The organism is Methylobacterium sp. WL1, assembly GCF_008000895.1.
Lineage (GTDB): Bacteria > Pseudomonadota > Alphaproteobacteria > Rhizobiales > Beijerinckiaceae > Methylobacterium.
This window is the reverse complement of sequence record NZ_CP042823.1, coordinates 1,483,225-1,508,050: the sequence shown is the minus strand read 5'-3', so window position 1 is coordinate 1,508,050 and position 24,826 is coordinate 1,483,225. Positions and strand designations below refer to the sequence as shown.

Sequence of the window (24,826 nt, the reverse complement as noted above, 5' to 3'; positions counted from 1 at the left end):
CAGAACGGCACCGAGCTTGGTTTTCAGCGTTGGTTTGGCATGGCCAGACTGCTTCTCCCCGATGATCTCTGGGATGAGATCGCGCCGCTCCTCCCGCCGCCTCGGCCGCGTCCGAAGGGCGGGCGTCGTCCAATTGAGAAGCGGGCCGCACTCACGGGCATCCTGTTCGTGCTGCGCTCGGGGCTGCCGTGGGAAATGCTGCCGGCCGAGATGGGCTGCGGCTCCGGCATGAGTTGTTGGCGGCGACTGCGGGATTGGCAGGCGGCGGGCGTTTGGAGCCGTCTGCATGACGTGTTGCTGGAGCGCCTGCACGCAGCAGGGGAGATCGACTGGAGCCGGGCTTGCCTGGACAGCGCGTCTGTCCCGGCCAAAAAGGGGGGCCTGCCACCGGCCCGAACCCGACGGATCGGGGCAAGCCGGGCACGAAGCGCCATCTCGTCACCGACGCGCGCGGCACGCCGCTCGGCTTCTGCCTGAGCGGTGCCAACCGGCACGACACCGTCATGATGGCGGCCACCCTCGATGCCATCCCGTCTGTGCGGAGCGGTCGGCGCGGACGACCGCGACGTCGTCCAGACAAGCTGCACGCTGACAAGGCTTACGATGCCAGACCCCGCCGCCAGGAGTGCCGGGTGCGGGGGATCGTGCCGCGCATCGCACGTAGGGGCATCGAGAGCAGCGAGAAACTCGGTCGTCATCGTTGGGTCGTGGAGCGCACCCACGCTTGGTTCAACCGATTCCGTCGATTGCCCATCCGCTACGAGCGACGCGCAGACATCTACGAGGCCTTCACGAGCCTCGCCGCCAGCCTCATCACTCTCAACCAGATCAGACGGTTCTGTTAGGCGCTCTAAGTCCCCCTCAAGACTAAGTTCTTGGAAAGGCTTGCAAACGTTCCTGCTGGACCGGGCTTGCGCCAACAGCCAGCAGGATGATGGTTTGCTAATCCGGCACATAGATCTCAGTTTTCAAATCATCCATCACGGGGCACAACTATTTCGAATGTTGTTTCAAAGTACGAAAAGCCATTAATAAGTTGAGCTACGTTGTCTTGATGTGCAGTGATCACGCCGTCAAAATAATTCTCTACCAGTTCCTGCGCCAAACTTAGACCGATACCTGTGCCGGCCTGCCCAGAGCTAACAGCAAAAGCCCCACGATACCCGCGGTTGAAAATTTTCCGTCGCTCATCAGGCGCAATCATGGGACCCATTGATTTAATCCGTATGATAACGTCTCGATCTTGGTCCTCAATTTCGACAAATATAGACTTGCCGTCCGCTGAATACTTCACGGCATTATCAATGATGGAGTATGCTACCAGCTCAAAAATGGCAGGCCCATAAATCTTAGAGTTGGAAAATCCTGTTAAAGAACGCAGACTGAGAGATATGTTGCGAGCAGATGCTTTAGGCCGAAAACATCTGACTACTTTATCAAGCTTCTTAAAAACAGGTATGAGATCAGCGGTGGCTAATGTTATCTGATTTGTGGAAACGTCCAACATATCAATGCGTATTGAAAGCATGGTGTGAGTTGCAATAACTGTTTCAACTCTAGTATTGCATGTACTAAAATCGCCGTTTATTGCGGCGCTCCTTGCCTCCTCTGCCGAATTATAAATAGCAGAAGAGAGTGCACGGAGATCGTGGATCAGCAAAGAAATTTCAGAGTTTTTTTGTTTTTCAATTGTGTCAGCTTGATCAGTAATAGACTTTGCATAAGCTTGTATGGCTTCTTTCGTGTGCGTGACTTTTTGTATATGAAAATTCTTTTTCGAATTTTTTAGTCCCTCTATCATTAGTCCTGGCATCACAAATCTTGTTCCGTCCGAGCTATCGTCTACGTAAACGTAATAGCCTTGTGGACATGTGCCCCAGCCCTTCTTCGTCATGTTGGCGTAGAAGTTGAGTTGAGCGCTTGAGGTCAATTCTATCGGAAGTTGAACAAGAAGGCCTTGAAAAAGCTGCGTCCTTCCTGCTCTGACGGTAATAACAGGTAAAGCGTACATCTTTATCCCACGAGTACCTTGAAGATAGCTGATGCTAGCAGCGATTGGATTATTGCGCGCACGTCACCGCTGATCCGATCTGATTTGATGAGCTCAGCCAACTTGGACTGACTTGGATCTTCACGATCGGCGACTGACCGTACAAACGCATCTTCGAGCTGCAGTATTGTGAAAGTATCCACCTCTCTGTCTACCAATGCCAATCTTTGGCGAGACCATACTTTAAAAGGATCTACAAGATTTCCAATTATACTATCAAGTTTATCTGTCCACGTCTCGATATCGACGTCCTTCTTCAAGAAGGCGTCAGCCGCTTGGTTCGAGTCACGAATGATGCTCGAATTCATGGTTCCACCGGTATAGGCGACCACATATTTGTCTGGATAGTTGGACCTTATCTCTCTAATAAGAAAGGATCCCTGCCTTTTTCGATCGAGTGACTGGCCAACTCCCTGAAGATCGCAGAGTACTATCTGATGAGGTTTTACGACATCAATATTGCTTGGATCATTCAGTAATGATACTTTGTAGCCTACATTCTCAAGATTTTGGCGCGGTTAAAATGGCTCGTCATCTATGACGCCAATTGAGATGAGGCTGCGTCGATCACGCGCTGATTTGGCTGCAGCCCTTTGAAATTCCGGCGACTTAAGTTCATTTGCGAGCCGATATGTCGGCAGCTTTGCTTCTTTTTTGTTTCCCCACAACATCATCTGCCTCGCTCGATCCTGCTGTCCCACATCCGATCGGCAGAGCCGATATGCCGTTGTAAATTAACACGCAAGTTGCAAACAGCAGCTGTCTGGCTCAGCCGAAGCGAAGCGAAAATTCGCAGATTGATCGATACCGCGGCGGCAAGGCAACTTAAGTGACGGGCGGAGGTAAATTTAGGTGCCTGCTTCTCTGGCAAGCTGGTGCTGCCTCAAAGCTGATGCAGGCAATGGCGCTGCGCTTACGACGCGTGGTCGACGGCACCGCCGCTGATGACATCGACGCCGACTAACAATCGGCGGGGCGAGGCGATCGTACGCTGGGATGTCGACGAGGGCTGCGTCGAGATCGGGCGGAGCTACATAGTTAGCCACTCTACCATCTTGCGGTCGAAAGCATGACCATCGAGCCGGGTAGCGCTGTCGGCGGTTCTGATGTAAAAATTCAGGGTCACGGGACGTGCGCCCAGCCGCCATTGACTGCGGTTTATCGCTTGACGTAGGACACTTGAGTCGAACTGCGCCCAGCGGTTCGGCACTGGACCGGGACTACCGCTTGCGGTAGTTCTTAGGCGACCCAGTAGGTCAGCAGCCCCGGCGGAACACCGCGCGGGGCTTTTTCATGCCCGCAGGCCCCTCACCGCTCCGTTCACGGACCCGTGAGGCCAAGACGCGATCCACGCGCACCGCCTGCTTTACCGTCCTGATCCGGCCCTTGCCGCCCGGCGCTCCGCGCCCGGGCCGCCCGGCCGTGCGCGACGGCAACTCCCCGACGCTCGATCGTCCTGGACCATGACGCCCCGCAGCCGAACCGACTCGCGGGGCGTCCCTTTTCCAGTTTTCGTTTTTGCGTGTCTGCACGAACCCATCCGCATAGACAGTATTGCCCCCTCTAAATCCCATTGTCGTAACTAAAAATCAGCCTCGCCGACCGTCTTTCCTGCCACCGTGAGACGCCCATGAACGTGCCGATTGCGGTCGCGCCGGATGAGCACGCGCGCGCCGAACTCGTCGTCTACAGCCCGGCGTTCGAGGAGGCTCTGGCCGCGGCCAAGGCCTTCGCCGGCGCCTCGAAGGCCGAGCGGACCGTCGAGGCTTACCGTGGTGCCTTCTCAGCGTTCTGCGCCTGGTGCCGCTCCACGGGCATCGCCGACCCGTTTCCGGCCAGCGTCGAGGCTGTAGCCGCCTACCTCGGGCACATGGCGGGCGAGGGCCGGAAGGCGTCGACCATGAGCCTGCACGTGGCCGCGCTAGCGTGCGCCCACCGCGCCGCCGGCCACGAGCCGCCCACCAGCACCGAGGCGATCCGCAACACCATGCGTGGCATCCGGCGGCGCCTCGGCTCGAAGGCCGACCGCAAGGCGCCTGTGACGGCCGAGCTGCTGAAGCGGATGCTGAAGAAGATCCCGGACACGCTAATCGGCAAGCGGGATCGCGCCCTGCTGGCGATCGGCTTCGCGGCGGCGCTCCGGCGCTCCGAGCTGGTGGCGTTGCGTGTCGAGGACCTGGAGCGCGCGCCCGAAGGCATCGTGATCCACATCCTGCGCTCGAAGACGGACCAGGCCGGCGAGGGGCAGACGGTCGCCGTGCCGGCCGGCTCGCGGCTCCGGCCGGTCCAGGCCCTCGATGCGTGGTTGTCGGCCGCCGAGATCCGGACGGGCCCAGTGTTCCGCCCCATCGCGAAGGGCGGTCGAGTTGGCGCGGTGGCGATCAGCGCGCATTCGGTCGCTCAGGTGGTGAAGGATCGCGCCGCCGCGGCCGGGCTGGATCCGGACCTGTTCTCAGGCCACAGCCTGCGGGCGGGGTTCGTGACCAGCGCGCTCGAGGCGGGCGCTGACCTGCTGAAGATCACGCACGTCACTCGGCACGTGAAGCTGGAGACGCTGGCGACGTACGATCGCCGCGCGCAGGCCTTCAAGGATCATGCGGGCAAGGGCTTCCTGTAGGTCGCCCAAGCCCTGGCCGGGAGAGCCCCTGCTCCTAGTCGAACGTCTCGATCGTCACGCCACGGCGCTGCAGCTCGCGTATGACATCGTCGACCGGCATGTTGTGCGGATCGAGGATTGTATCCGCCCCGCCATCGCCCTCTGGATCGTCGTCCTCGAAGTCCTCCTGCTCAATCAGATCCGCGAGCATCTTGCGCCCTTCGTCTTCCGTCATCGTCTTCCTCCTGCGAACCGGGTCGGTCGCTGGAATGAGATGCGGCACGGGCCCCCACGGCAGTAGGCCATGCAGTGCATGGCTCGCTGAGACATAGGCTTTGCATGGCTCATTTCGCTGAAGAGTGCAGGCGACGCTCGACCACGTAAGCGTCAGCACCACCAGCAGATACCTGCATGCCCGTCCGTCCGAGAGTTCGGCACGGTTCCTCGGCGTGTAGCGACAGAGATCCGGCCGAACGGCCGGGAAGAGATGGCGCGAGGCGCTCTCTGACGGGGCAAGCGGCCCCCTCGAACAACGGAAAGCATGGCTCCCCGCCTCGCGTCGACATTCGTCACGGGGGGACAAGCCGTGCGCGAGCCGCATCATCACAGCTGAGAGATCGTCATGCCGAAGAAGCGCATCACCGCGAACGTCACCGTTGCCGTCACGGACGGAGAGCATGCCGGCTACGGCATGCCCGTAGCCTTCTACGCCCCGCCCGGCACGGAGATCGTGCTGGAGGCCGACGAGGCCGACCGGATCATCGACCGCTTCGGCGGCGAGGTCCTGGAGCTGATCCCGGACGAGGTGCCGACCGGCAAATGATCGGTCGCCGACCGTCCCGCCATCACGCTCCGGAGATCCCATGAGAACCCAATCGAAGGCTGCGCCCATCCGCACGGCCGCCACCGTCCTCGCCGAGATCGCGGCGCTGGACGAAGCCGCCCACCCGCGCGCCGCCATGCTCGCCGAGCTGGAGGCTGAGCGTCCCGCGCTGATCGACGCCGGCGACATCGCGGCGATCGAGGCGCTGGACGCTCGGATCCGTCGCGCTCGGATCGCAGGGGAGGTCGACGCCAACCGCCGCGCGAAGCTCGTGGCCGAGCATGAGGCCTTGGATACGGCCGAGCGCTACGCCGCCGACCAGGCCGCCCGCCGGGAGTCCTACGACGCCGCCCGGACGGCGGCCGAGGAGGCAGCCCGGCTCTACCGCGAGGAATACCCGCGCCTCGCCCGCGAGCTGACCGAGCTGCTGGCGCGCACGACGGAGATCGGCCAGCAAGTCGAGGCAGCCAATGCCCGGCTACCGGACCACGCCGCGCTGATCTCCATGGAGTTCGAGCCGTTCCGCGGGCGCGCCGAGGTCCGGCCGACCACTCGCAAGTTCAAGCGGCACGTCTGGGTCAGCAAGGTCACCAAGCAGGAGGTGTATCAGCGGATCGGCGACCCGTCTGACTACGAGCGCCAGGAGCGCAGCGAGGAGATGACGTCCCCGGGCGTGCCGGCGATCCCGCACGTGCCCCTGCGCCACCTGGTGGCGTTGCCAGGCCTCGGCTTTGCCGACGCGCCCTTCTGGACGCCGCATCCCGGCTTCCTGGCGCCGCCCGGCCCGACCTTCAACAGCTTCCACCAACATTCGCCGAGCCTGGCCAACCCGCCGCTCGGTGGTGGTGCGCCCCGCTCCATGGCGCACATCGGCGGGAGGATCTGACCATGGCCAATCACAAGACGCGTCACCGGAACGCCCGCCTCCGCTCCGCTTCATTCGATGCGGAGGCCTACACGATCGAGGTCGTATGGACGACCGGCGCCCGGGTTCGCCGCTACGACCCTTGGGACGGCGAAGAGTACGATGAGGAGCTGTCGCTGGACGACGGCGCCGTACGGCTCGACCGCCTGAATGCAGGCGCGCCGTTCATCGACACCCACGACGCCTCCGAATGCTCCCGAGTCGTCGGAAGCGTGGTGCGAGGCTCGGCCCGGATCGAGGACGGGAAGGGTGTCTGCCTGGTGCAGCTCTCCCGCGCCCGCGACGTCGCTGACATCGTGACCAAGATCCGCGAGGGCGTGATCCGGAACGTCAGCGTCGGGTACTGGACCCACCGCATCGAGACGATCGAGCAGGATGGTGACGTACCCCTGAAGCTCGTCACCGATTGGGAACCGCTGGAGATCAGCGCCGTCCCCGTGCCGGCGGATGCCGGCTCTCAGATCCGTTCGGCTCACAACACCAGGTCGGCACCGAAGCCCAAGCCGCCGACCGACTTCGAGCGCGGCCAGGCGATGGCGGCCCGCCTTCTCGGCAAGCCGGTACCGAAGCGCGCCGTCAGCTCGCACGAGCGGGCTCTGGCTCAGGTGCAGCGGCTGCGAGGGGCGACGCCGACCGGCGAGCGGAAGTCGGCGCGCGACACCAAGGCACGCGTGGCGGCCGACCGTGAGGCGGGAGCGAAGATGGCCCGCCGTACCGTTCGCAAGGGGTTCCTACTCGGCCGATGAGCGACGACGATGAGGTGCCCGACGACGACCAGACGCCGGCGATCAACGCCGTCATCAGCCTGATCCACAATGCCGCCGCGCCCCTCCAGGACGTGGCGGCCCTGCCCCTCATCGCCAGCGCACGGCCCGACGCCATGGCCGTGTGGGCGATCGGCTACGGCGAGGTGCTGACGGTAGCCCAGACTCGGACCCTGGCTTCGGCCTTCGACCTGTTCGCGCTCGCGGTTCGCCCTGCCGCGACCCGCACTCTCCAGTAGGAGCGCCCATGGACATTCAGACGCTCGACGAGACGGACCGCGCCATCGTGCGCGGTCTCCTGTTCCGCCGCTGGCCCTTCGACGTGCCGGCGAAGGAGATGGCCGCCGATCGCCTCGTAGACATAGCGGCCCGCACGAGACGCCTGGAGCCGCACGTAGAGCGCTTCCGAGGCCGCTTGGACGCCGCGCGTCAGGGCATGCGTGAGGACCTGCTGTCGCTCGCCGTAGACCCGCTGACGGCCGCCTGACCCTCCCCGCGACCACCCCAACCCAGCCAAATCCAGGGTCCTTCCGGAGGGCGGGTGAGGGAAATTCGGACCCACCAGTTCACCCTCTGAGAAATTTTGAAACACCACTCACCACCACCACCCTCGGCCCGGGCCGTAGAGGAAATTCACATGCAAACGCATAGCCTTATGGAGGTCGCTGGCCTGCTGGGGGTGAACAAAACCACGCTGCAGACATGGCTATCGCAGGGCTGTCCGGCTGTCGAGCGCGCCGACCGCGCGACCGGCAAGGCGTGGAAAATCTGCATCGCCGACGTGATGGCATGGCGCATCGAGCGCGCCATCGCCAACGTGGTCGCCGCGGGCGGCGGTGACGGCACGGTTATCTCGAAGGAAGAGGCCGATCGCCGCCGGTCCGTCGCCCTCGCGCACATGGCGGAGATCGACCTGGACGAGCGCCTGAAGAGCGTGGTGTCCCGCGAGGATGCGGTCGCCGACATGAGCGCGTTCTGCCTGGCCATCAAGCAACAGGGCTCGAACGCCTTCTCCAAGATAGCGACGCGAGCCGCCACGATGACTTTGCCAGGCGAGATCGACAGGATGTGCCAGGCCGAGTGGAACAGGGGCATGGGGAATGCCCAGGAGGAGCTGCGCCGGCGCTGGAACCTCCGCAAGGAGGGCAAGGCCACCCCCGACTTCCCGACCGAATAGGCCGCCCGGCGGCTATGCGCCCCGCACAGCCCCTTCACTCCATTCGGCGGCTTGTGCCGCGCCAGGGCTTCACGGTCCGGGCTGCGGCCTACTCGCCTTCAAAGCAGTTTAGCCTGTGGCGTCGCTCTCATTTTCGTGTGCCATGGTTTGATCGGCAAATTTAGCCTTCGCCTGATCAGCCGCCTTGTAACCACTCGCGGTCAACTGAAATATCGATCTGCTATGACCAGCATCGCGCACCAAGCCATAGTTCTCCAATTCTTCGAGCGCAGCTTCCCATCTAGCCTCGGATCGCCTGTCGCGCTCCTCAACAAATGATTTTCCGTTCGCAAATATCGACACGCCGTTTAAGGCAGACATCCTGGTTATCGACCCATTTCGATCATCCGCAGCTGCTAACAGCAGGTCGATACAGTCTCCAGATATAGTGACCTCTCGCGTGCGCGATTGCTCAGGTTCTTTCTCGCCCAGAGAAGGGCCTATTAAGCTCCTTAGATACTCGTGCTGGTTAAGGGTTATTCCAAGCTGTTTAACAAGCAGGTCTCGGAATTGTGTTGTGTCGCTGAAGGGCTGTGTTAGGCCGCGCTGCTGACACCAAGTTTTGAAAGCTCTCAATGCGGCGTATTGGTCTTGGTCGAGACTGTCCGGAACTACCGGTGCAGAGGAAAAATACACTAGTGCGGGCTTGCCTGCTTCTATGTGACGCTGAATTTCTTCGGCTGTCCCGCTCGCCGCCTTTCCGGTGGGTGTACCAAGTCGTGTCCAGAAAACACCGATGAGCAGGTCGCAGTGCTCAAGTATTCTCGTATTTATAAGCTCTTGTGCGGTCATTGTGCCAAGTTCAGGTGCGGAATGTGTTTCCCATCCCGTTGACATCAAAACCACGCTTCGAGTTTGCGAATTAACGTAATTCCAATCGTTGATGACGTCTCGAACGATGGCCCTTTCAGCCATAACGTCGCTCGGTGATGCGATCATTACTGGTATAACTGTAGCCTGATAAGCCATTGTATCCTCAAAAATATCGGAAATAATCTTTGATATAGCGGGCGTAGTAACTACCTGCGGAGGGAGCCTGGATCAGGCCCTGGTAGACGCTCTCCGGCACGTTGAAGTAGTCGTACGCGTGCATTCCGCCCCGAAACCAGATTTGCATTCTACGGGTGTTCGGGTCGTACTCAGCGCGTGCGATCGCGGACGAATTGAGGATGGGCATCGGCCCTCCGTTCGGTGCGAGGGTTGGCGATGCGGGTGACGATCGAGGGATCGGGCGGGGTTCTGCTCGACGTAGGTGCCGGCGAGAACGTCCTCATCCCTCATGGTGAAGGCGAGCGCGCCCAGGCTTTCGAGGCCCTGGTGGGCGCACTCGCGCTCCTCGGCGGGATCAGGCTGCTAACGTCATCCGCCGCCATGGGAACTGCGACGAATGCTTCGTCGATAGGAACCGCACGATGTCAGGCCGGCCGTAAAGCCGGTGATCTCGTGCTCCTATCAGAACGACGGGCACCCCCAGCTCAAAGCTCCAGGCCCGCACCAGCCCATCCCGATCGGACGGGCTGCTGAGTACGCTGTCGCGGACGCTGACGACCCCGAAGCTTACACCCTGCTCTCGGATGAGAGCGACATCCCATGTGCTCATCCGATCCTCCTTACGCGTGCGCGCAGGCGACGGTCAGCCGCCACTGGATCGGCTGCCGGCTGGGATGGGTGTGGTGGTTCTGCGGAGGGAGCGCGTGTCCCTTAGTCGACACCGCTTCATGCCCGCAGATCTCGCAGCGGTAGACGCCGGAGTGCTTGCAGACCGTGCCCGGAGGGGAAAGCTGGTCGAACAAGGCGCCCTGGCCCTTGGTGACAAACTGGTCGTACTTTTTCCAAGCCATCGCGTGGCTCCTCTGTCAGAGCCGGGCTTGACCAAGGGCCTACGAACGACATTATGCGTTCGCTGTCGTACAGCCTGTCCCGCGCCCGGCTACTAGTCGTGCGGGTCGGATCTTCCAGACCGTCGAGGCCGCAATCCTCGACGGTCTTTCTATATCCGCTGGTCAATTCTTCCTCGCGCGTGAGCGCGCGCGTGAAACCTCGAAATTCGAGGCGTCAGGATTGTTCCTGATATGCCTCCTCGTAACGATTGCTTTCGCCCAGATCCTCCGCAGTCTCGATCATGGCGCCATCGACCATGTACCGACCGTAAGAGATCCTCTGGATGTGTTTGCGGCGCGTCAGGTAGCCCAGAGCGTTGTAGATCTCTTTTGGCTTCGCCTCGACGCCCGACTTCTCGATCGTTCTCTTGAGGTCATCGACCGTCCAGGTGCCGGTGCGCGGCATCAACTGGACGACGACTCCGAGAACGTCGCCTGCATTTGGGGTTCGGATCGGCCGGAGCGCATCGGTCACGCGACGCACGACGAGCTGCTTCTCGGCCGGGGACAGGGTTTCGAGCAGGCTCAGGATGCCGCGGACCATCGCGTCCACGCGAAGGGCCGATCCGTCGTCAGCGGAGTCGGAGCGATGGTCCTGAACAGCACCCATTCGCAGAATATGCAGGGTGCAGCCTTGTCTGTCTAGTCCGACGTTTAGGCTTAACGATCCATTAACTGCATTCGCCGATGGCGGCACAAGGGAGCGCACTACCGAAGTGGTTAGGTGCGACACGTTATCCACAGGGCATGTCAGACTTCGCATACTCTGCGGGACGGCGTCGAAGCCTTCACGGGGGCCGCCCGAATGGCCAGGTCGTCGTGACCCCATGGCGACGTCGCCCTGACCGTATGGCAAGTTGCGATGGCGTCATGGCAACTCGCCAACTAGCGTTAGCAGACAGCACTCAGATGTTAGGACCCTGCTCACTAGCGTTATCTAACATCACGCCAGCGTTAGGACCTTGCACACTAGCGTTAGGGCTTTTCTGAACAGGATGCTCACTAGCGTTAGGACTGTGTAGTACTAACGGGGCGCGGAAAATTTCTACCGCTTCCGAGCTTCCGGATCCGAGGTACCGCCACCGTCGGCCAGCTCCAAACGCAGTTCGGGGGCGATGATATCGGGTGGGTCCGGCCCCTCCGGACGAGGCCGTTTCAGACCTATCCGCCGACGATCCCATTCCCGGGCGAGGATGGAGATGGATCGGGCCACGGTCCGGTCGAAGGTCGCCCGATGGATCCCGAACTCACGACAGAACTCTCGGATGGAGCCGCCGCCGGGTGGGTTCGCTAGGTCGCGGGCGATCGCGCGGTGGCGCGCCTCGCACCGAGCCCAGGTCAGGACCCATAAGCGCTCCCGGCTCCGGGGCCCGAGCACGTCGGCGGTGAACCGCGGCCAGTCGAGGCCGGACGGGCTTTTGTCGAGGTCAACGAACACCGCCTGGCCGCGGCCGGCCGAGTAGACCGGCGCGTTCGGCAGGTCGGTGAAAAAAGCCACGAGCCAGGCACGTACGTCGTCGGCCGTGGTCGTGGGCCCCTTGGCCTGTCCGGCCCGATCGGATCGCACCCTTCACCCTCACGCCTCCACAGCCGCCGGCGGCTGTGCCGGTGCCAGATCCAGTTCCGACTGGGCGGCATCCGCCTCCCGCCGCGCCCGTCGTTGCTCTAGCTCGGCCGCTACCGAAGCCCGATCCCGGGTTGGCGGCATAGCCTGCGCGGGGCGGCGCGCCTGTGCGACGCGATCGGCCTCGGCGCTCCGAAGACCGATCGCCAGCGCCTGTAGCTCGGCCGCTTGCCGTGCGCGGTCGGCATCGGAGATCTCCGGCTCGGCCTCAGCCGCCAGCAGGCGCCGGAAACAGATCGCCTGCCCCTGCGTCGCGCGGACGATCCCCTCGGCGACGCCGTGCAGCCGCGCCTCAGAAGGCGCGAAGTCGTAGTCCTTTGGCGTGCCCCCGCACTTGCCTTTGAACCACCGGCGGATCCCCTCGCGGATCGTCCATGCCGGTAGATCGTCCAGGGCATCGAGGTACGTCTCTGCCCGGATCGCGAGATCATCCTCGGTCTTGCCGGCTAGGTACCGGCCGAGAAGCCGCGCGACGTGCTCCATGATCTCCTCGGCGGGCCCGGGGGCGAGCGCCGCCTCAAGTTCCGCAATGCGCCGGCCCAGGACCGCCCGCATCGCTCCAGTGAGCATCAAGGACCGTGGGAGCGTGCGTACCTCCCCGATCTGGCGGCCCGTGGCGTCCCGGACGATCCTGCGGTGTTCCGAACGTGATTCCGCGTCGATCCGCGACACGAGCCATGACGGCTGCGATGCGAGAAACGTCGGACGATCGAGATCCAGCACCGGCAGCAGCGGCGCGACGGTAGCTTGAAGATCCTGCGCCATGGTGCGCATCCTCCGGAGAGCCATTCTTGAGGGCGGCGGTGATCCACGGTCTTGGGTCGTGGGGGGCGGCGTCACAGGCACGCCGGATGGCGTCGAGGACGCGATCGGCGTCGTCGCCGGAATCGCGCAGCCATCGGCCGATCATCGTGCCGGCCTCACGCTCCGACAGGCCGAGAGCCATCAGCGAAGGTCGACCTTCCGAAAAGAGGAGCGCCTTGGCGCCCGGCTCCGGCCTTCGGGTGCCTGAGCCGTCCGGCTCGGAATGTTCTTTTGGCTGTTCCTCTGGCTGTTCGAACGAAGTGGGCCCGGAATCTGGTGCCGGTGAAGTCGGCATGAGATTCCGGGGGGTCTGGCACGTGGTGCCGGTGTTTGGGGCCTCGTCGGCGCTCACAACCGGCACCTCCTGCCGGGTGTCAGGCCTCCCGCCGATCAGGAGCTTCAGCTCGTCGCTCGTCCGGGAGCCGTTCCCGCGCCGCCGTTCTCGGCGCTCGATGAACTTCTCACTTGCGGGGTTCGCGCCAGCCAGGAACGCCAAGGCCATGCGGACCGCGCGCTCGCTGTAGCCGGTCTGGTTGGCCAGCTCGCGTTGGGATGGGTGGGCCAGACCTTCGCGGTTCGCGTACGTCGCGATCGCGTTGAGGACGTTCTTGGCCGGGACGTTGGCGATCCGCTGCCGGCCGGCCCAGCGGATGTTCGTCATGATGGACCTGTCGTCCTTCATCGGCCGCCTCCCTCGATCAGCTCGGCGCGCATCAGCGCGTTCAACCGGGCATCGAGCAGCGCAGGATTGCTTCCGAACCGCTCTAGGAGCTGGCCGCGATCGACGCGCCGCCCCGCCGCGGCGATGACGCAGTATACGCCGAGCGCTCCCATCGAGAGATCCGGGTCGTCGATCGCAGCGCGGGATATCGGAATGGTGGAGGCGCCAAAGACGGCGCGGCGAATGATGGGCGACACGGGGACCTCGCGGGCATGGCTTCGCCGCTCCGCGCGCGAGGGTGCCGCGCGGCGGTCGAGCCGGTTGATTGCAGGCGGGTGCTCGGGCAATGTCTCAGCGCTCGCCCCGACGCGGATGCGCGGGGTTGTCGAGTTGCGATGACGGGTGTGGCGCGGCGGTGCGCTTGGGTCCGTCTGACGCGGCAGAGCACGAGCTTTGATTTGCCTGCGCGCGGAGGTCCGCGCGGGATCGGCCGGGTGTGCCGGCGCAGGTGCGCTGCGATCGGCGGCCTCACTCGGCGGCCTCGCTAGCGGCGGCGATCGGGAACAGATCTGCAAACCCGGGACGCGCTTGGCGCTGAAAAGCTTCGCCGTAGGGCGGGAAGCTCATCGCTCGCACGAGCTGAAAGAACTCCTCCGGCTTTTCGCTGTGCTGGCCGACCGGGCCCTCGAACAGGGTGGATACGTCCTGCCGCCGGGTCATCAGGCCGCCGCGCGTTCCGAAGACCACGTACTCGGTGGTAGGCCGGAAATACCTGCCCATGGACCACCGCGGCTTTCGCCACGTGAGCAGCTGCTTGTAGGAAAAGCCCCAACCCTCGATCAGCCTAGCTGCGATCGGCACCCACGGTCCCGGCGCGTGGCAGTAAATATGGCTGCCATCCTCCGCCCAGTCCGGCACCGGTACCGCGGCGATCTCCGCCAGAGGCATGGTCGCGTAGGGCGGCCGCTGGCCTTCGGAGACCGATTCGTCTTCCCATGGCGGGTCGAGCACGAGGGTGCGGAAGCGACCGACGCGCGGCGCCAGCGATAGGATGCGATCCTCGTCCTGCATGCGCCGGAAGCGGCGGTATGCGCCGTCGACCTTCCCCGTACGGTTCATTGCTTCAACGATCGGGCCGACCCGCAAAGGATCCGCTCCGGCCGCGGCGTACAGCTCTGCAATCTTGTCGACGGTGCGTCGGCCGACCCCGCAGATGTCCCCTACCCGGTCCCGAACACGGCCTGTCGGCGCGGGCAATTTGCCCAGCGGCCGATCCCCCACAAACGGCCCTTCGGGGTCGGCGTCGGCCTCCATGGAGCGGCGCACGCGCTCGATCTCATGGGGCATGTAGCGCGGCGGGCGCGACGGCATGAGGGTGCGGGACCAAACCGAGGGTGGAGTAGGAGTGGCGACTGAATCGGGGGCGATGAGCGCCCCGGCCGTCACGTGAGGGGGCGTCCCACGGCCGGCACGGTCAGCCCGCGTCCGGGGCGATCCAGGGGGCGATGCGCAACGCTAGGCGCTGGGCCCACCGCATCAGCGCACGCGCCAGCCAGGTCCTCGGCAGGAAGGCGAAGGGCGGCCTCACAGGCGGCAATCCGGGCGCGGAGGGTGACGAGCTCATGTTGGGCGTCCTCGACTGCGCGGGCCTGACGCGCCGCCGCGCGAAGCCGATCCATTTCCTCGGCTCGGATCGTCCGTGCCTCCCCATTCCAGATCCCGCGCACGCGGCGGTCGCCGAGGCCGGTAGCGTCCGCCACGCGGGATAAGACAGCCTTCACGTTGTCGCCCAGCCGGACCGGGCCGGCGATCAGCGATACGAGCTCGCGGGCCTCTGCCTTGGCGCCGATCATGCCGTGACCGCCCTTGGGTGAGATTCCCGAGCTCTTGGATGACTCTCCCGACATGGGGGGGCGCTCCTGTGGTCGAATGCCTTCGACCACGGCGGGAGACGGGAACGATGGAACTCGATTACCTGCGGAGGTTGCACCTTGAGACCGCCGGCCGCGTCAGCTTGGGAGAGCGCGGGCGGCCGGCGGACCGATGCCATGAAGAGCGCGAGGCGCTTGAGCGGATGGTCAACGTGCTGGACGATCTTGCGCATGGGCCGCACGTAAGTGAGGTCGGACGCCGAGCGGTCGCAGCGATTGTTCTTGAGCTGATTGGAGCCGGATACTGACGAATTATGCATCAGGCTTCCCCCCGTATCGTGTGTATAGAGGTCGGGGCAATGCTAGATTTCTTACTGACGTGCGCTTCGACAAGTTTTTCGTAATCTATGCGTTGGGGCAAATTTCTACTGAATTCAACGATACTGGGCCAATATGCTACTGGGATGGATTGACGACGGCGCATAGATGCGGCGTGTTCGGTTGTTACGCCGATGGCTTTCGCCACAGCCGCTGGGCCTCCACAGCTCGCAAATATCGCTTCGATCGTGAGCATAGAGCCGCTGTACGTTTCGTGGTGCAATCCGTCAAGGCGAAAGGTACAGCACGCATTGCTATGGATGGCGCTGCAACCCCATGGAGCGCCCCTTGAGCGAACTGCCTCCGCACCGCGAGGAAATGAGAAAAAGGCTGATCCTCAGCCGCGAAAAGGCTGGCTTCGAGACGGCTTCCGATGCGGCGAGAGCGTTTGGCTGGAACGAAAACACGTATCGCAGCCATGAGAATGGCGAGCGTGGTCTGAAGATATCTGTAATCGATAAATATGCACGGGCGTTTAGAGTGCCGTTCGGCTATATCGCAATGGGTTTGCCGGGCGATCTTTCTAAAGAAGCAAGAGAATTCATCTTTGTGTCCGGCTTAATAAAGGATGACACCTGTGTAAATTTCGGCAGTTCAGACTACATAAGATCGCCCGCGCGATCTGTAGCAAAAATAAATCACCGTATTGGCACTAAATTTATAGCAATGGAGGTCGATAGCGACGCTGGCCTAAGTATATTTGCGCCAGGTGATCTCGTTTTAGCCGATATTGACCCCCTTGGTTCCCAGGTTGAAGATGGTAGGCTTGTTTTAATTCATACCCGCAGCGGGAAGAGCTACATCCGATTTGCGCACAGATCAGGGCTTGACGGCGAATTTGTCCTTTCGGCAAATGCTCGGCAAAGGCAGGTCTCTGTGAGCGTGGTCGCGGTGCACAAAATCGATCTGATTGTGCCCGCAGGTTCATGGGCTCGAATGTCTGTCACCGAGTACAACCGGAACATGGACGAGATGCCCGACGATTAGCTGTACGTTTTGTGTTGACGATGCGGTGCGTTTCGTACAGCCTCACGCCTGGTCATGGGGAGGTACGGCATGAACCCGCTTGCCATAGTCATGGGGAAAGCACCGAATTTCGCAGGGGCGACGCTATCGGTCGTCGCTCATTCGGATGCCGCCCTCCTCGCTCTCGCCTCCGAGCTCGAAGCCGCCGCCCGCCCCTACCTCGCCTATGATCGCGACGCGGAGGTCACCAGCGCCGATCCGGATTGCAGAGAGGCGTGGGAAACGGCTCGTCGCCTCTACGGGACCGTGAAGGCCGTCGCCGATCGGATCTTCGTGCATCGGCCCGAGTCGCTCGCCGGCCTCCTCGTCCTGGCGCACGCTGCCGCTCTGACGTGCAGCGACTCCTGGGAGGACAATCCGGACAACGGTGGCCAGGATGGCGAACTGCTCCGCCTCGTCTGCAACGCGCTGTTCCGCCTCGTGGGCGTCGATTGGCGGGGCAGGGCGCTCCCCGGTGCTGAGCCACCGGCTGCTGTTGCCTGGGATCCGGGGCTCGCGGCGCTGACGGCCGAATGGTGCGCCTTGCGCGATCGGGTGGATGCCTGCTCGGACGGAAAGGATGGGGCGGAGCGCAAGCTCATGCTCCAGCGCGAGATCCTGGCCCATCCCTGCGCGAGCCTCGCCGACCTGTGCGCCAAGCTACCCCTGTTACGCGAGGAGGAAGAGGCGGCCGCGCCGCCCCCGGTCGCGGACGAGGTACCCGACATGGCGCTCGCCGCCTGGCGCGGCATCGTCCAGGATCTCGAAGTGCTGTCCGGCGCCTCCGTCCGCCCGCGGGTCGTGGCACCGCCCCCACAGAAAGCCGGGCCCGCGGCGGCTCCCGATGCGGCTCTGATCCCGCTGGCCGAGGCGGCGATTACTGAAGAGCGCGCGGCGATCGCGGTGTGTGAAGCGTGCGATCACGATACCCCGCCCGGCACCTTCGCCCGCTCCATGCAGTTCCTCGAACTCGTGACCGCGATGGACGCCCAAACGCCGGCCGGCCTCGCCGCGAAGGCCCGCGTCATGCTCAACCACGCGCCCGAGCCTGACGACCTCGACGGCGATTGGCGTTGCCAGCTCCTGGCCATCTCGATCGCCCGTGACGCTGCGCGCCTGGGTATGGTCGGCTAGCGATTTTCAAGCTTCGAGGCCAGGCTTGGGACATGGCTTCGAACGCCCTGCTTCCGGCAGTCTGCCGGGGGCAGGGCACCCTTTCTCTCACCGTCGAGATCTCGCGCGATGACGGGCCGTAAAAAGCCGGCAAGGCCAGCCCTCACCTTCGATGACCTGCCGTTGTTCGCGTCGGATCGGGATATCGCCGAGGCTGTCGTCGGGCCGGATGAGGCAGACATGCGCGCCTGGTGCGCAAGCGTAGCGTCGCTGGAGGCCTGCGGCTTCCCACGCCCGACCAAGCTCTATGGCAAGCGCTACACCGTGGCCGTTCGGGCCTTTTACGATCGCGAGTATGGTCCCGCAGGCCGTGCGCCCACCGACTCACCCGGGCCGCAGGAGCCTCGAACGGCATGGACAAGCCCAAGATCAAGGCGCCGGGCCTGAAGTTCCGTCCGCGCAGCGGCGGTTGGGCGGCGTACTGGATCCCCTCCCCCGAGGCCGTGAGCCGAGGCTACCCGAGCGGCACGATCCCGCTCTCGCGATACCTCGACACGCCCGAGCTGCTGGCCGACCAATGCCAGCGCCTGCAGAACGACATGCTCGCCTGGCTCGATGGCCTGCGCCGCGATCCGCTGGCCTTCGACGGCACGATCGCCAGTGTCCTGCGGATCTACCAGCAGCACGAGGACTCGCCGTTCCACGGGCTCAAGCCAGCGTCCCGTCGCCCCTACTTGCACTACCTGCGTCGCCTGGAGGCGGAGATCGGCGACGTGCGCGTCGACGCGGTGACCGGCCTCCACGTGAAGCGCTGGCACGCCGGCTGGTCCGAGGCCGGCGCCAAGCCGGCGGCGGGGCAGACGCGGGTCGCGGTCCTGAAATCCGCCCTCACCTTCTGCATCGTGGCCGGGCATCGGTCCTGCCGGACCTTGCGAGATGATATCCGCGAGCTGCGGCTGCCGGTACCGCGCCCGCGGAGCATGTACGCTACCGTCGACCAGGTGCGGAGCGCGATTGCCGCCGCGCATGCCATGGGCCGGCCGTCCCTGGCGCTCTGCTACGCCGTCCAGTTCGAGACGGCGCTTCGGCAGTGGGATGCCGCCGGGCAGTGGTACCCGCTGGCAGATCCGACGATCTGCCCGGTGGTCTACGGCCAGCACAAATGGGCCGGGCTCGAATGGCGCCACATCGGCGAGGACCTGGTGCTGCGCTACACGCCCTCGAAGACCCGCGCGAGCAGCGGCGCCGAGGTGGTGATCGACCTCCGGCTCTGCCCCATGGTGCTGGAAGAGATGGCGCGGGTACCGGATAAGGCGCGATCCGGGCCGCTAATTGTCAACGAGGCGACCGCCCTGCCCTTCACGGATCAGCAGTTCCTTTCGGCCTGGAAGCGGGTACGCGTGGCGGCCGGCCTGCCGGTCGAGCTCTGGAGCCGCGATTTGCGCGCCTCGGCGATCACGGAAGGCCGGGGCGGCGGCGCGCTGACCGACGACGCCGCCAAGGTGGCAGGTCACACCAAGCCGCGCACGACGGCCGACGTGTACGACCGCGAAAGGCTGGAGGCGCACCGCCGCTTCGCCACCGCCCGGCTCGGCCGGCGCGCCCCGAAATCCGAGGGCTGAACGGTCCGGGAACGTCACGAGGAACGCCCCGGGAATACCGGCCGCAAGCTATTGAGCGGTAAACAAAATCCTAACGCCATTGTTAAGTCCCCCTTAACCATGTCCGCGCAAGCTCCTGTTGATGGAATGGCGCTCCGGCGCGCGTGGAGGGGATGGGCGGATGGCCGAGGCGGCGAGGCGTTACCAGCAGGCGGGCAGCTCGGATCTCGTGCGTCGCCTGATCGCCCGGCCGGTCCGGCTGGAGCAGCAGGCCCGCACCCGGCTGCCGGTCCCCGGCCAGGCTCTGCCCGGCCAAGCTGTGCAGGATCCGCGCGTCTCCGGCGCCGCCCTGGACGACCTGTCCGAGGATTTCGACGAGGCCGACGAGATCGCCCGGCTCGAGACCGAGCTGCAGGTGATGAAGGCGGTGCTCCGGGCCCAGCGGCAGGAGGTCGAGGCCCTCCGGGCGCAGCGCCAGCTCCTGACCGAATCGGCGGCCAGCGACGACGTGCGGGCGACCCGCGAGCGCTGGGCGTCCCTGGTGGACACCCTGCTGATCCGCGCCCGGTGATCCCTCTCCAGACCAAGCGGGGTACGGCCATGGGCGCGCGCTGCTCGCTCGTCGTCAACGGCCGGTCGGTGCGCGTCTCGACCGGCGACACGCCGCTGGAGGCGGCGCTCGCCGAGGGCATGATCGCGCCCGCAGGCGCAGCTCGCCAGCCAGGTCGCCGGCCAGGGCAGCGCCGCGCCGTCGAGCCGTCGGCCCCGGCCCGCCGGGCCCGGGCCGAGGCCCTGCGGCCGAGCCTGCCCCGGCGCCCCGATCCTGGGCCAGGAGGAGGCCCCGCCCCCGGCCGTCGCCATCCGCAAGGGCACCGTCTCGCAGATCCGGCGGCTCTGCCCCGGCATCGTCGAGGTCGTGGCGACCCTGACCCGGCGCCCGAACCTCGAGCCCGGCCACCAGGCGCTCGTCACCTTCGCGGGCCTGCCTGCCCTGACCCTGTCCCCGACCCTGCGGATCGACGGCTCGGCCGAGATCAACGAGGCGGTGTTCCACATCCCCCGCGACCCCGAGGGCGGCCCGGTCGACGCGATCCGGCTCGACCAGCCCGTGCGCCTGAAGGGCCCCGTCGGCCGCGGCCAGTACCGGCCCGGCGGCGGGCGCCTCGTGCTGGTGGCGGCGGGAGCCGGCTTCGGCCCGATCTGGGCGATCGCCCGGCGGCCCGCTACGTCGAGCCCGCCCGCGAGATGGCGCTGGCGGTCGGCGCCCGGACGCCCTCGACCTCTACATGCGCGAGAGCCTGGACTGGCTGCGCTGCACCGGCGTCGGCCGGATCGTGCTCTGCGCCGACCGCGGCGGCCAGCGGCCGCCGGACGTGCGCTCCGCCCGCTCACCGCCCACCTGCCGAGCCTGCGCGCCACCGACGTCGTCCACGTGGCCGGCGACATCGCCACCGTCGGCGCCGTGCAGGTGCTCGCCGCCGCGGTGGGCGCGCGCTGCTACCCGATCGTGCTCGACTGACCACGGCGCCCGTCCGCGGACCGCGCCCGGACCATCAGGGCTCCGCCCCGATACCCCGCCAAAGGGCCGGGCGCCCTTTGGGATTTCGTCCCTTCCCGTGAGTCGGTCTGCGTCGATGCTCCGCGTGCTCTGCCTCGGCTACAGCGTCACGGAGCTGGCGGGCTATGTCGAGCACGCCAACGCCCTGGCCGCGGCCGAGGGGCGGCCGGTCACCTTCCTGCGCAGCGGCTGGGGCGGCCACTCGCTGCCCTCGATCGCCGCCCTGATCGACGAGATCCTCGACGCCTGTCCCTGCGACCACGTCCTGCTGGAGCTGTTCACCGGCAACGTCCGCTACTTCGACGGCGCGACAATGCGGGCCTACCTGGACGACATCCTGGCGGCGACCGCCCGGCGGGGCCTGCCGGTGGCCTTCCTCAACCTCCACCAGGGCGGGGTCGATTACGCGGCCGAGCCCGTCGCCGCCCTGCTCGCGGAGTACCGCGCTCTCTACGGCATCGTCTACCTCGACATCGCCGCCCCGGTGGCCGCCGCGGGGGCGGGCGACATCACCTACCTGCTGAAGGACGGGACCCATCTCGCCCCGGCCGGGGCCGAACTCTACGGCATCCTGGTCTACGCCTTCATGCGGGCGCCGCCCCCCGGCCGCGCCTATGTCGACCGGCTCCGGCGATTGCCGGTCCGGTTCGAATCCCTGCCGCTGCGCACCCTCCCCGGCCTGGAATGCGGGTTCGAACTGCGCCGCAACGGCATCCCGCTGCACTTCCTGGAGATTCCCGAGGGCGCGAGCGTCGAGATCCCGCTCGGGCGGCCGCGTCGCGTGATCGGCGCCCTGGTGACCTACGGCCCGCGGGCCGGCACGCTGACGGTCCAGGATCCGGCGACCGGGCGGTCACGCGCGATCACCGCCTACGACGAATTCTCCTATTACACGCGCTCCATGTTCCGGAGCTTCGTGTTCCCGGCCGTCCGGACCCTGAGGATCACGCAGGGGGCCGCGCTGCCCGACATCGCCCTGCGCAAGGGCGAGCCGGACCGGGGGCCGCGTCTCGGCCGGGTGTCGCACGTCTTCGTCCGGCGCCGGCTCGGCCTCGCCGAGCGCGTGGCGCTGATCCGTCACCGGCTTCTACGCAACCTGCGCCGGCTCAGGGGTTTCCCAAGGGCCTGAGGCCCTTGGGCGGGGTGTCGGGGCGGAGCCCGACACCAGGGCGCCGCCCTGGACCCGCGAAAGGTCCGAGACCTTTCGAAACCAGGACTTCCTTTCGAAACCAGGACTTCCTTTCGAAACCGGGACGTCCTTCAGCCCAGGCGGACGCGCCAGATCTCGTCCGCGTATTCACGCATCGAGCGGTCCGAGGAGAACCACGCCATCCGGGCGGTGTTGCGGATCGCCTTGGCCCACCAGCCGCGCGGGTCGCGCCAGGCGGCGTCGATGGAGCGCTGCACCCGCCAGTAATCGTCGAAGTCGGCGGTGAGCAGGTACTGGTCGCGCTGGCGCAGGTCGTCGGTGAGCGGCCGGAACCGGCCCGGCTCCTCCGGCGAGAACCGCCCGGAGGCGATCATGTCCAGCGCCGCCGCCAGCCGGGGCGAGGCCTGGATCGCCGTCGCGGCGTAGCCCGGCTCGGCCTCGCGCGCCTGCACCCCGGCGGCGTCGAGGCCGAAGATGAAGATGTTGTCCGCCCCGACATGGTCGCGGATCTCGATGTTGGCGCCGTCCAGCGTGCCCACCGTGAGCGCGCCGTTGAGGGCGAACTTCATGTTGCCGGTGCCCGAGGCCTCCATGCCGGCGGTGGAGATCTGCTCCGACAGGTCGGCGCCCGGGATGATCGTCTCGGCGAGGCTCACCGAGTAGTTCGGCAGGAACACCACCTTCAGCCGGCCCGCGACCTCCGGATCGTCGTTCACCGCCTTGGCCACGTCGCAGGCGAGCTTGATGATCAGCTTGGCCCGGACGTAGCTCGGCGCGGCCTTGCCGGCGAAGATCTTCACCCGGGGCGTCCAGTCCCGGTGCGGGTCGGCCTTGATCGCCTGGTAGAGCGCCACCGTCTCGACGACGTTGAGGAGCTGGCGCTTGTACTCGTGGATGCGCTTGACCTGGATGTCGAACAGCGCGTCCGGATCGATGTCGATGCCGGTGCGCTCGGCCACGACCTTGGCCAGCGCCACCTTGCGCTGCCGGCGCACGGCGGCGTAGCGCGCCACGAAGGCCGGATCCTCGGCATGGGCCTCCAGGCCCCGGAGCAGCTCGGGATCGTCGAGGACGCCCGCGCCCACCGTCTCCACGGCGAGCCGGGTGAGGCCCGGATTGGCGTTGTGGAGCCAGCGCCGGAAGGTGATGCCGTTGGTCTTGTTGACGATCTTGTCCGGATCCAGCGCGTGGAGCGGCGCGAACACCGTGGACCGCATCAGGTCGGTGTGCAGCGCCGAGACGCCGTTGACCCGCCGGGCGCCGTGGAAGGCGAGGTGCCCCATCCGGACCCGCCGGCCATGCGCCTCGTCGATCAGCGAGATCGAGGCCAGGTAGGCGGCGTCCTGGTGGGCGGCGTCCTGGCGGCCGTGCTTGGCCTGCTCTTCGAGATGCATCCAGTTGATCAGGTAGATGATCTGCATGTGGCGCGGCAGCAGCCGCTCCATCAGCTCCACCGGCCAGGTCTCCAGCGCCTCGGGCAGCAGGGTGTGGTTGGTGTAGTTCAGCGTGTGGGTGGTGACGTGCCACGCATCCTCCCAGGAGAGGTCGTGGTCCTCCATCAGGATGCGCATCAGCTCCGGCACCGCGATGGCCGGGTGGGTGTCGTTGAGCTGGATCGCGGCGTGGTCCGACAGGGACCGCACGTCGCCGCGCTCCATGACGTGGCGGGCGATGAGATCCTGGAGCGAGGCCGAGGTGAAGAAGTATTCCTGGCGCAGGCGCAGTTCCTGCCCGTCGGCCGAGGAATCGCTCGGATAGAGCACCCGGGAGATCGCCTCCGCCCGCATGCGGGCCGCGACGGCGCCGACATGGTCGCCATCGTTGAAGCGGCCGAGGTCGACCGGCTCGCCGGCCTCCGCCTTCCACAGGCGCAGCCGGTTGACGTGGCGCCCGCGCCAGCCGACCACCGGGATGTCGTGGGCGACCGCCCGCACGGTCTCGGCCGGCTGCCAGTGGCGGCGGATCACGCCCTCGCCGGGCGAGGACAGCGTGACGGTGCCGCCGAAGCCGATCGTGTAGGTCGCGTCGGGCCGGACGAACTCCCAGGGATTGCCCTCGGCCAGCCAGGTCTCCGGCGCCTCGCGCTGCCAGCCGTCCTCGAAGGACTGGCGGAACAGGCCGTGATCGTACCGGATGCCGTAGCCGATCGCCGGGATGCCGATGCTGGCCATGCTGTCCATGAAGCAGGCGGCCAGCCGCCCGAGGCCGCCATTGCCGAGCGCCGCGTCGGGCTCCGCATCCTGCACGGCGTCGAGATCGACCCCGAGTTCCCGCAGCGCCGCCCGGGTCGTGTCGGTGAGGCCGAGGTTGTTCATGGCGTCCGACATCAGCCGGCCGATCAGGAATTCGAGCGAGAGATAGTAGACCCGCTTGTTCGGCACGGCCTTCTCGGAGGCCATGCAGGCCGCCACGACGCGCTCGCGCAGGGCCATCGCGGTGGCCACGAACCAGTCGCGCGGGCGGGCGGATTCGGGGGTCCGGCCGAGCGCGAAGGTCAGCTTGGCGCGGATCGATTCCCGCAGGTCGACCACGGCGTCACCGGTCTGCGACAGGAGCGGCGCGGTCCAGGCGGCCACCGGCAGCTCGGCCGCGGCGTCGTCGCGCAGGGCGTCCCGCTGGGCGGGCGGAGTGAGAACGTCGTTCAGCACGTGCTGGTCCCCCAAAGTCAGCGCCCCGGATTCTAGCGCCAGGGCTATCGTGGGCGGATTATCTCTTTTGATGGATTGCCGCCGCGTGAACGGGCGGGCGATCCGTGCCCCGAAGCCGCGACTGTGCGACCGGCTTCCAGGCGAAGTCGTGGCGGTGCC

The 24,826-nt window shown here is 65.5% G+C and carries 28 protein-coding genes; 15 read left to right on the top strand and 13 right to left on the bottom strand.

What is annotated here, in order from left to right; genetic code table 11:
* The first annotated feature begins 39 nt into the window (after nt 1-39).
* Nucleotides 40-845 (top strand): IS5 family transposase gene (locus tag FVA80_RS07565; RefSeq protein ID WP_147910313.1). Its coding sequence is split into 2 segments (ribosomal slippage): nt 40-376 and nt 376-845, totalling 807 coding nucleotides; the frame shifts between segments, so codons are not numbered across the junction.
* 128 nt (nt 846-973) lie between these two features.
* Here FVA80_RS07565 and FVA80_RS07560 read toward each other — a convergent pair.
* Complete coding sequence (locus FVA80_RS07560) at nt 974-2,011, bottom strand: HAMP domain-containing sensor histidine kinase (RefSeq protein ID WP_147910314.1); 1,038 nt, start codon at nt 2,009-2,011, stop codon at nt 974-976.
* Nucleotides 2,012-3,680: 1,669 nt separating this feature from the next.
* Between FVA80_RS07560 and FVA80_RS07555 the strand changes: the two genes are divergently transcribed.
* Nucleotides 3,681-4,667, top strand: coding sequence for a site-specific integrase (locus FVA80_RS07555; protein WP_147910315.1), 987 nt, complete (start codon nt 3,681-3,683; stop codon nt 4,665-4,667).
* A 34-nt stretch (nt 4,668-4,701) separates the two neighbouring features.
* Here the strand turns inward: FVA80_RS07555 and FVA80_RS07550 are convergent, their stop codons facing one another.
* Nucleotides 4,702-4,881, bottom strand: a complete 180-nt coding sequence (locus tag FVA80_RS07550; RefSeq protein ID WP_147910316.1) for a hypothetical protein — start codon at nt 4,879-4,881, stop codon at nt 4,702-4,704.
* Nucleotides 4,882-5,268: 387 nt separating this feature from the next.
* On the opposite strand from FVA80_RS07550, the gene FVA80_RS07540 reads away from it, so the two are divergent.
* The 6 genes from FVA80_RS07540 to FVA80_RS07515 all read left to right on the top strand — a co-directional run bounded on the left by FVA80_RS07540 (nt 5,269) and on the right by FVA80_RS07515 (nt 8,335).
* Nucleotides 5,269-5,469 (top strand): hypothetical protein, encoded by a 201-nt coding sequence (locus tag FVA80_RS07540; protein WP_147910317.1) that lies wholly within the window; start codon nt 5,269-5,271, stop codon nt 5,467-5,469.
* A 40-nt stretch (nt 5,470-5,509) separates the two neighbouring features.
* A complete protein-coding gene (locus FVA80_RS07535) occupies nt 5,510-6,355 on the top strand; it encodes a hypothetical protein (RefSeq protein WP_147910318.1) in 846 nt (281 codons plus the stop codon).
* A 2-nt stretch (nt 6,356-6,357) separates the two neighbouring features.
* A complete protein-coding gene (locus FVA80_RS07530; RefSeq protein ID WP_147910319.1) occupies nt 6,358-7,140 on the top strand; it encodes an HK97 family phage prohead protease in 783 nt (260 codons plus the stop codon).
* Entirely contained in the window at nt 7,137-7,397 is a 261-nt protein-coding gene (locus FVA80_RS07525; protein ID WP_147910320.1) for a hypothetical protein, read from the top strand. Before FVA80_RS07530 ends, FVA80_RS07525 begins: the two co-directional genes overlap by 4 nt.
* Nucleotides 7,398-7,405: 8 nt before the next feature.
* Nucleotides 7,406-7,645, top strand: a complete 240-nt coding sequence (locus FVA80_RS07520; protein ID WP_147910321.1) for a hypothetical protein — start codon at nt 7,406-7,408, stop codon at nt 7,643-7,645.
* Nucleotides 7,646-7,813: 168 nt separating this feature from the next.
* On the top strand, nt 7,814-8,335 hold the full coding sequence (locus tag FVA80_RS07515) for a terminase small subunit (protein WP_147910455.1): 522 nt from the start codon (nt 7,814-7,816) through the stop codon (nt 8,333-8,335).
* 108 nt (nt 8,336-8,443) lie between these two features.
* On the opposite strand, the gene FVA80_RS07510 is transcribed toward FVA80_RS07515, so the two are convergent.
* From FVA80_RS07510 to FVA80_RS07465, 10 genes are all read right to left on the bottom strand, one after another.
* Entirely contained in the window at nt 8,444-9,343 is a 900-nt protein-coding gene (locus FVA80_RS07510) for a DUF4062 domain-containing protein (protein ID WP_187193613.1), read from the bottom strand.
* Nucleotides 9,344-9,350: 7 nt separating this feature from the next.
* Complete coding sequence (locus tag FVA80_RS07505) at nt 9,351-9,551, bottom strand: KTSC domain-containing protein (protein ID WP_147910456.1); 201 nt, start codon at nt 9,549-9,551, stop codon at nt 9,351-9,353.
* 433 nt (nt 9,552-9,984) lie between these two features.
* Nucleotides 9,985-10,215: a hypothetical protein gene (locus FVA80_RS07500; RefSeq protein WP_147910457.1), complete on the bottom strand. Its 231-nt coding sequence runs from the start codon at nt 10,213-10,215 to the stop codon at nt 9,985-9,987.
* A gap of 214 nt (nt 10,216-10,429) precedes the next feature.
* Nucleotides 10,430-10,807, bottom strand: coding sequence for a hypothetical protein (locus tag FVA80_RS07495; RefSeq protein WP_147910458.1), 378 nt, complete (start codon nt 10,805-10,807; stop codon nt 10,430-10,432).
* Nucleotides 10,808-11,299: 492 nt separating this feature from the next.
* Nucleotides 11,300-11,752 (bottom strand): hypothetical protein, encoded by a 453-nt coding sequence (locus tag FVA80_RS07490; protein WP_147957802.1) that lies wholly within the window; start codon nt 11,750-11,752, stop codon nt 11,300-11,302.
* Nucleotides 11,753-11,830: 78 nt separating this feature from the next.
* Nucleotides 11,831-12,433 (bottom strand): hypothetical protein, encoded by a 603-nt coding sequence (locus FVA80_RS07485; protein WP_147910460.1) that lies wholly within the window; start codon nt 12,431-12,433, stop codon nt 11,831-11,833.
* The gene (locus tag FVA80_RS07480) at nt 12,396-13,364 is read right to left on the bottom strand and encodes a helix-turn-helix domain-containing protein (RefSeq protein ID WP_147910461.1); all 969 of its coding nucleotides are present in this window, start codon (nt 13,362-13,364) and stop codon (nt 12,396-12,398) included. The genes FVA80_RS07485 and FVA80_RS07480 overlap by 38 nt, the downstream gene beginning before the upstream one ends.
* Nucleotides 13,361-13,600 (bottom strand): hypothetical protein, encoded by a 240-nt coding sequence (locus FVA80_RS07475; RefSeq protein ID WP_147910462.1) that lies wholly within the window; start codon nt 13,598-13,600, stop codon nt 13,361-13,363. Before FVA80_RS07475 ends, FVA80_RS07480 begins: the two co-directional genes overlap by 4 nt.
* Nucleotides 13,601-13,871: 271 nt before the next feature.
* On the bottom strand, nt 13,872-14,690 hold the full coding sequence (locus FVA80_RS07470) for an MT-A70 family methyltransferase (protein ID WP_246692306.1): 819 nt from the start codon (nt 14,688-14,690) through the stop codon (nt 13,872-13,874).
* Nucleotides 14,691-14,785: 95 nt separating this feature from the next.
* Entirely contained in the window at nt 14,786-15,196 is a 411-nt protein-coding gene (locus tag FVA80_RS07465) for a hypothetical protein (protein ID WP_147910463.1), read from the bottom strand.
* Between the two features lie 107 nt (nt 15,197-15,303).
* Between FVA80_RS07465 and FVA80_RS07460 the strand changes: the two genes are divergently transcribed.
* The 7 genes from FVA80_RS07460 to FVA80_RS07430 all read left to right on the top strand — a co-directional run bounded on the left by FVA80_RS07460 (nt 15,304) and on the right by FVA80_RS07430 (nt 21,998).
* Nucleotides 15,304-15,522, top strand: coding sequence for a hypothetical protein (locus FVA80_RS07460; RefSeq protein WP_147910464.1), 219 nt, complete (start codon nt 15,304-15,306; stop codon nt 15,520-15,522).
* 358 nt (nt 15,523-15,880) lie between these two features.
* Entirely contained in the window at nt 15,881-16,579 is a 699-nt protein-coding gene (locus FVA80_RS07455; RefSeq protein ID WP_147910465.1) for a helix-turn-helix transcriptional regulator, read from the top strand.
* Between the two features lie 69 nt (nt 16,580-16,648).
* A complete protein-coding gene (locus FVA80_RS07450; RefSeq protein WP_147910466.1) occupies nt 16,649-17,731 on the top strand; it encodes a hypothetical protein in 1,083 nt (360 codons plus the stop codon).
* A gap of 392 nt (nt 17,732-18,123) precedes the next feature.
* Complete coding sequence (locus FVA80_RS07445; protein WP_147910467.1) at nt 18,124-19,332, top strand: integrase; 1,209 nt, start codon at nt 18,124-18,126, stop codon at nt 19,330-19,332.
* A gap of 160 nt (nt 19,333-19,492) precedes the next feature.
* On the top strand, nt 19,493-19,882 hold the full coding sequence (locus FVA80_RS07440) for a hypothetical protein (RefSeq protein WP_147910468.1): 390 nt from the start codon (nt 19,493-19,495) through the stop codon (nt 19,880-19,882).
* A 345-nt stretch (nt 19,883-20,227) separates the two neighbouring features.
* Nucleotides 20,228-20,830, top strand: coding sequence for a hypothetical protein (locus FVA80_RS07435; RefSeq protein ID WP_246692305.1), 603 nt, complete (start codon nt 20,228-20,230; stop codon nt 20,828-20,830).
* A gap of 115 nt (nt 20,831-20,945) precedes the next feature.
* Nucleotides 20,946-21,998, top strand: coding sequence for an SGNH/GDSL hydrolase family protein (locus FVA80_RS07430; RefSeq protein ID WP_147909456.1), 1,053 nt, complete (start codon nt 20,946-20,948; stop codon nt 21,996-21,998).
* Between the two features lie 131 nt (nt 21,999-22,129).
* Here FVA80_RS07430 and FVA80_RS07425 read toward each other — a convergent pair whose 3' ends face one another.
* Nucleotides 22,130-24,595 (bottom strand): glycogen/starch/alpha-glucan phosphorylase, encoded by a 2,466-nt coding sequence (locus tag FVA80_RS07425; protein ID WP_246692407.1) that lies wholly within the window; start codon nt 24,593-24,595, stop codon nt 22,130-22,132.
* Nucleotides 24,596-24,826 lie beyond the last annotated feature (231 nt).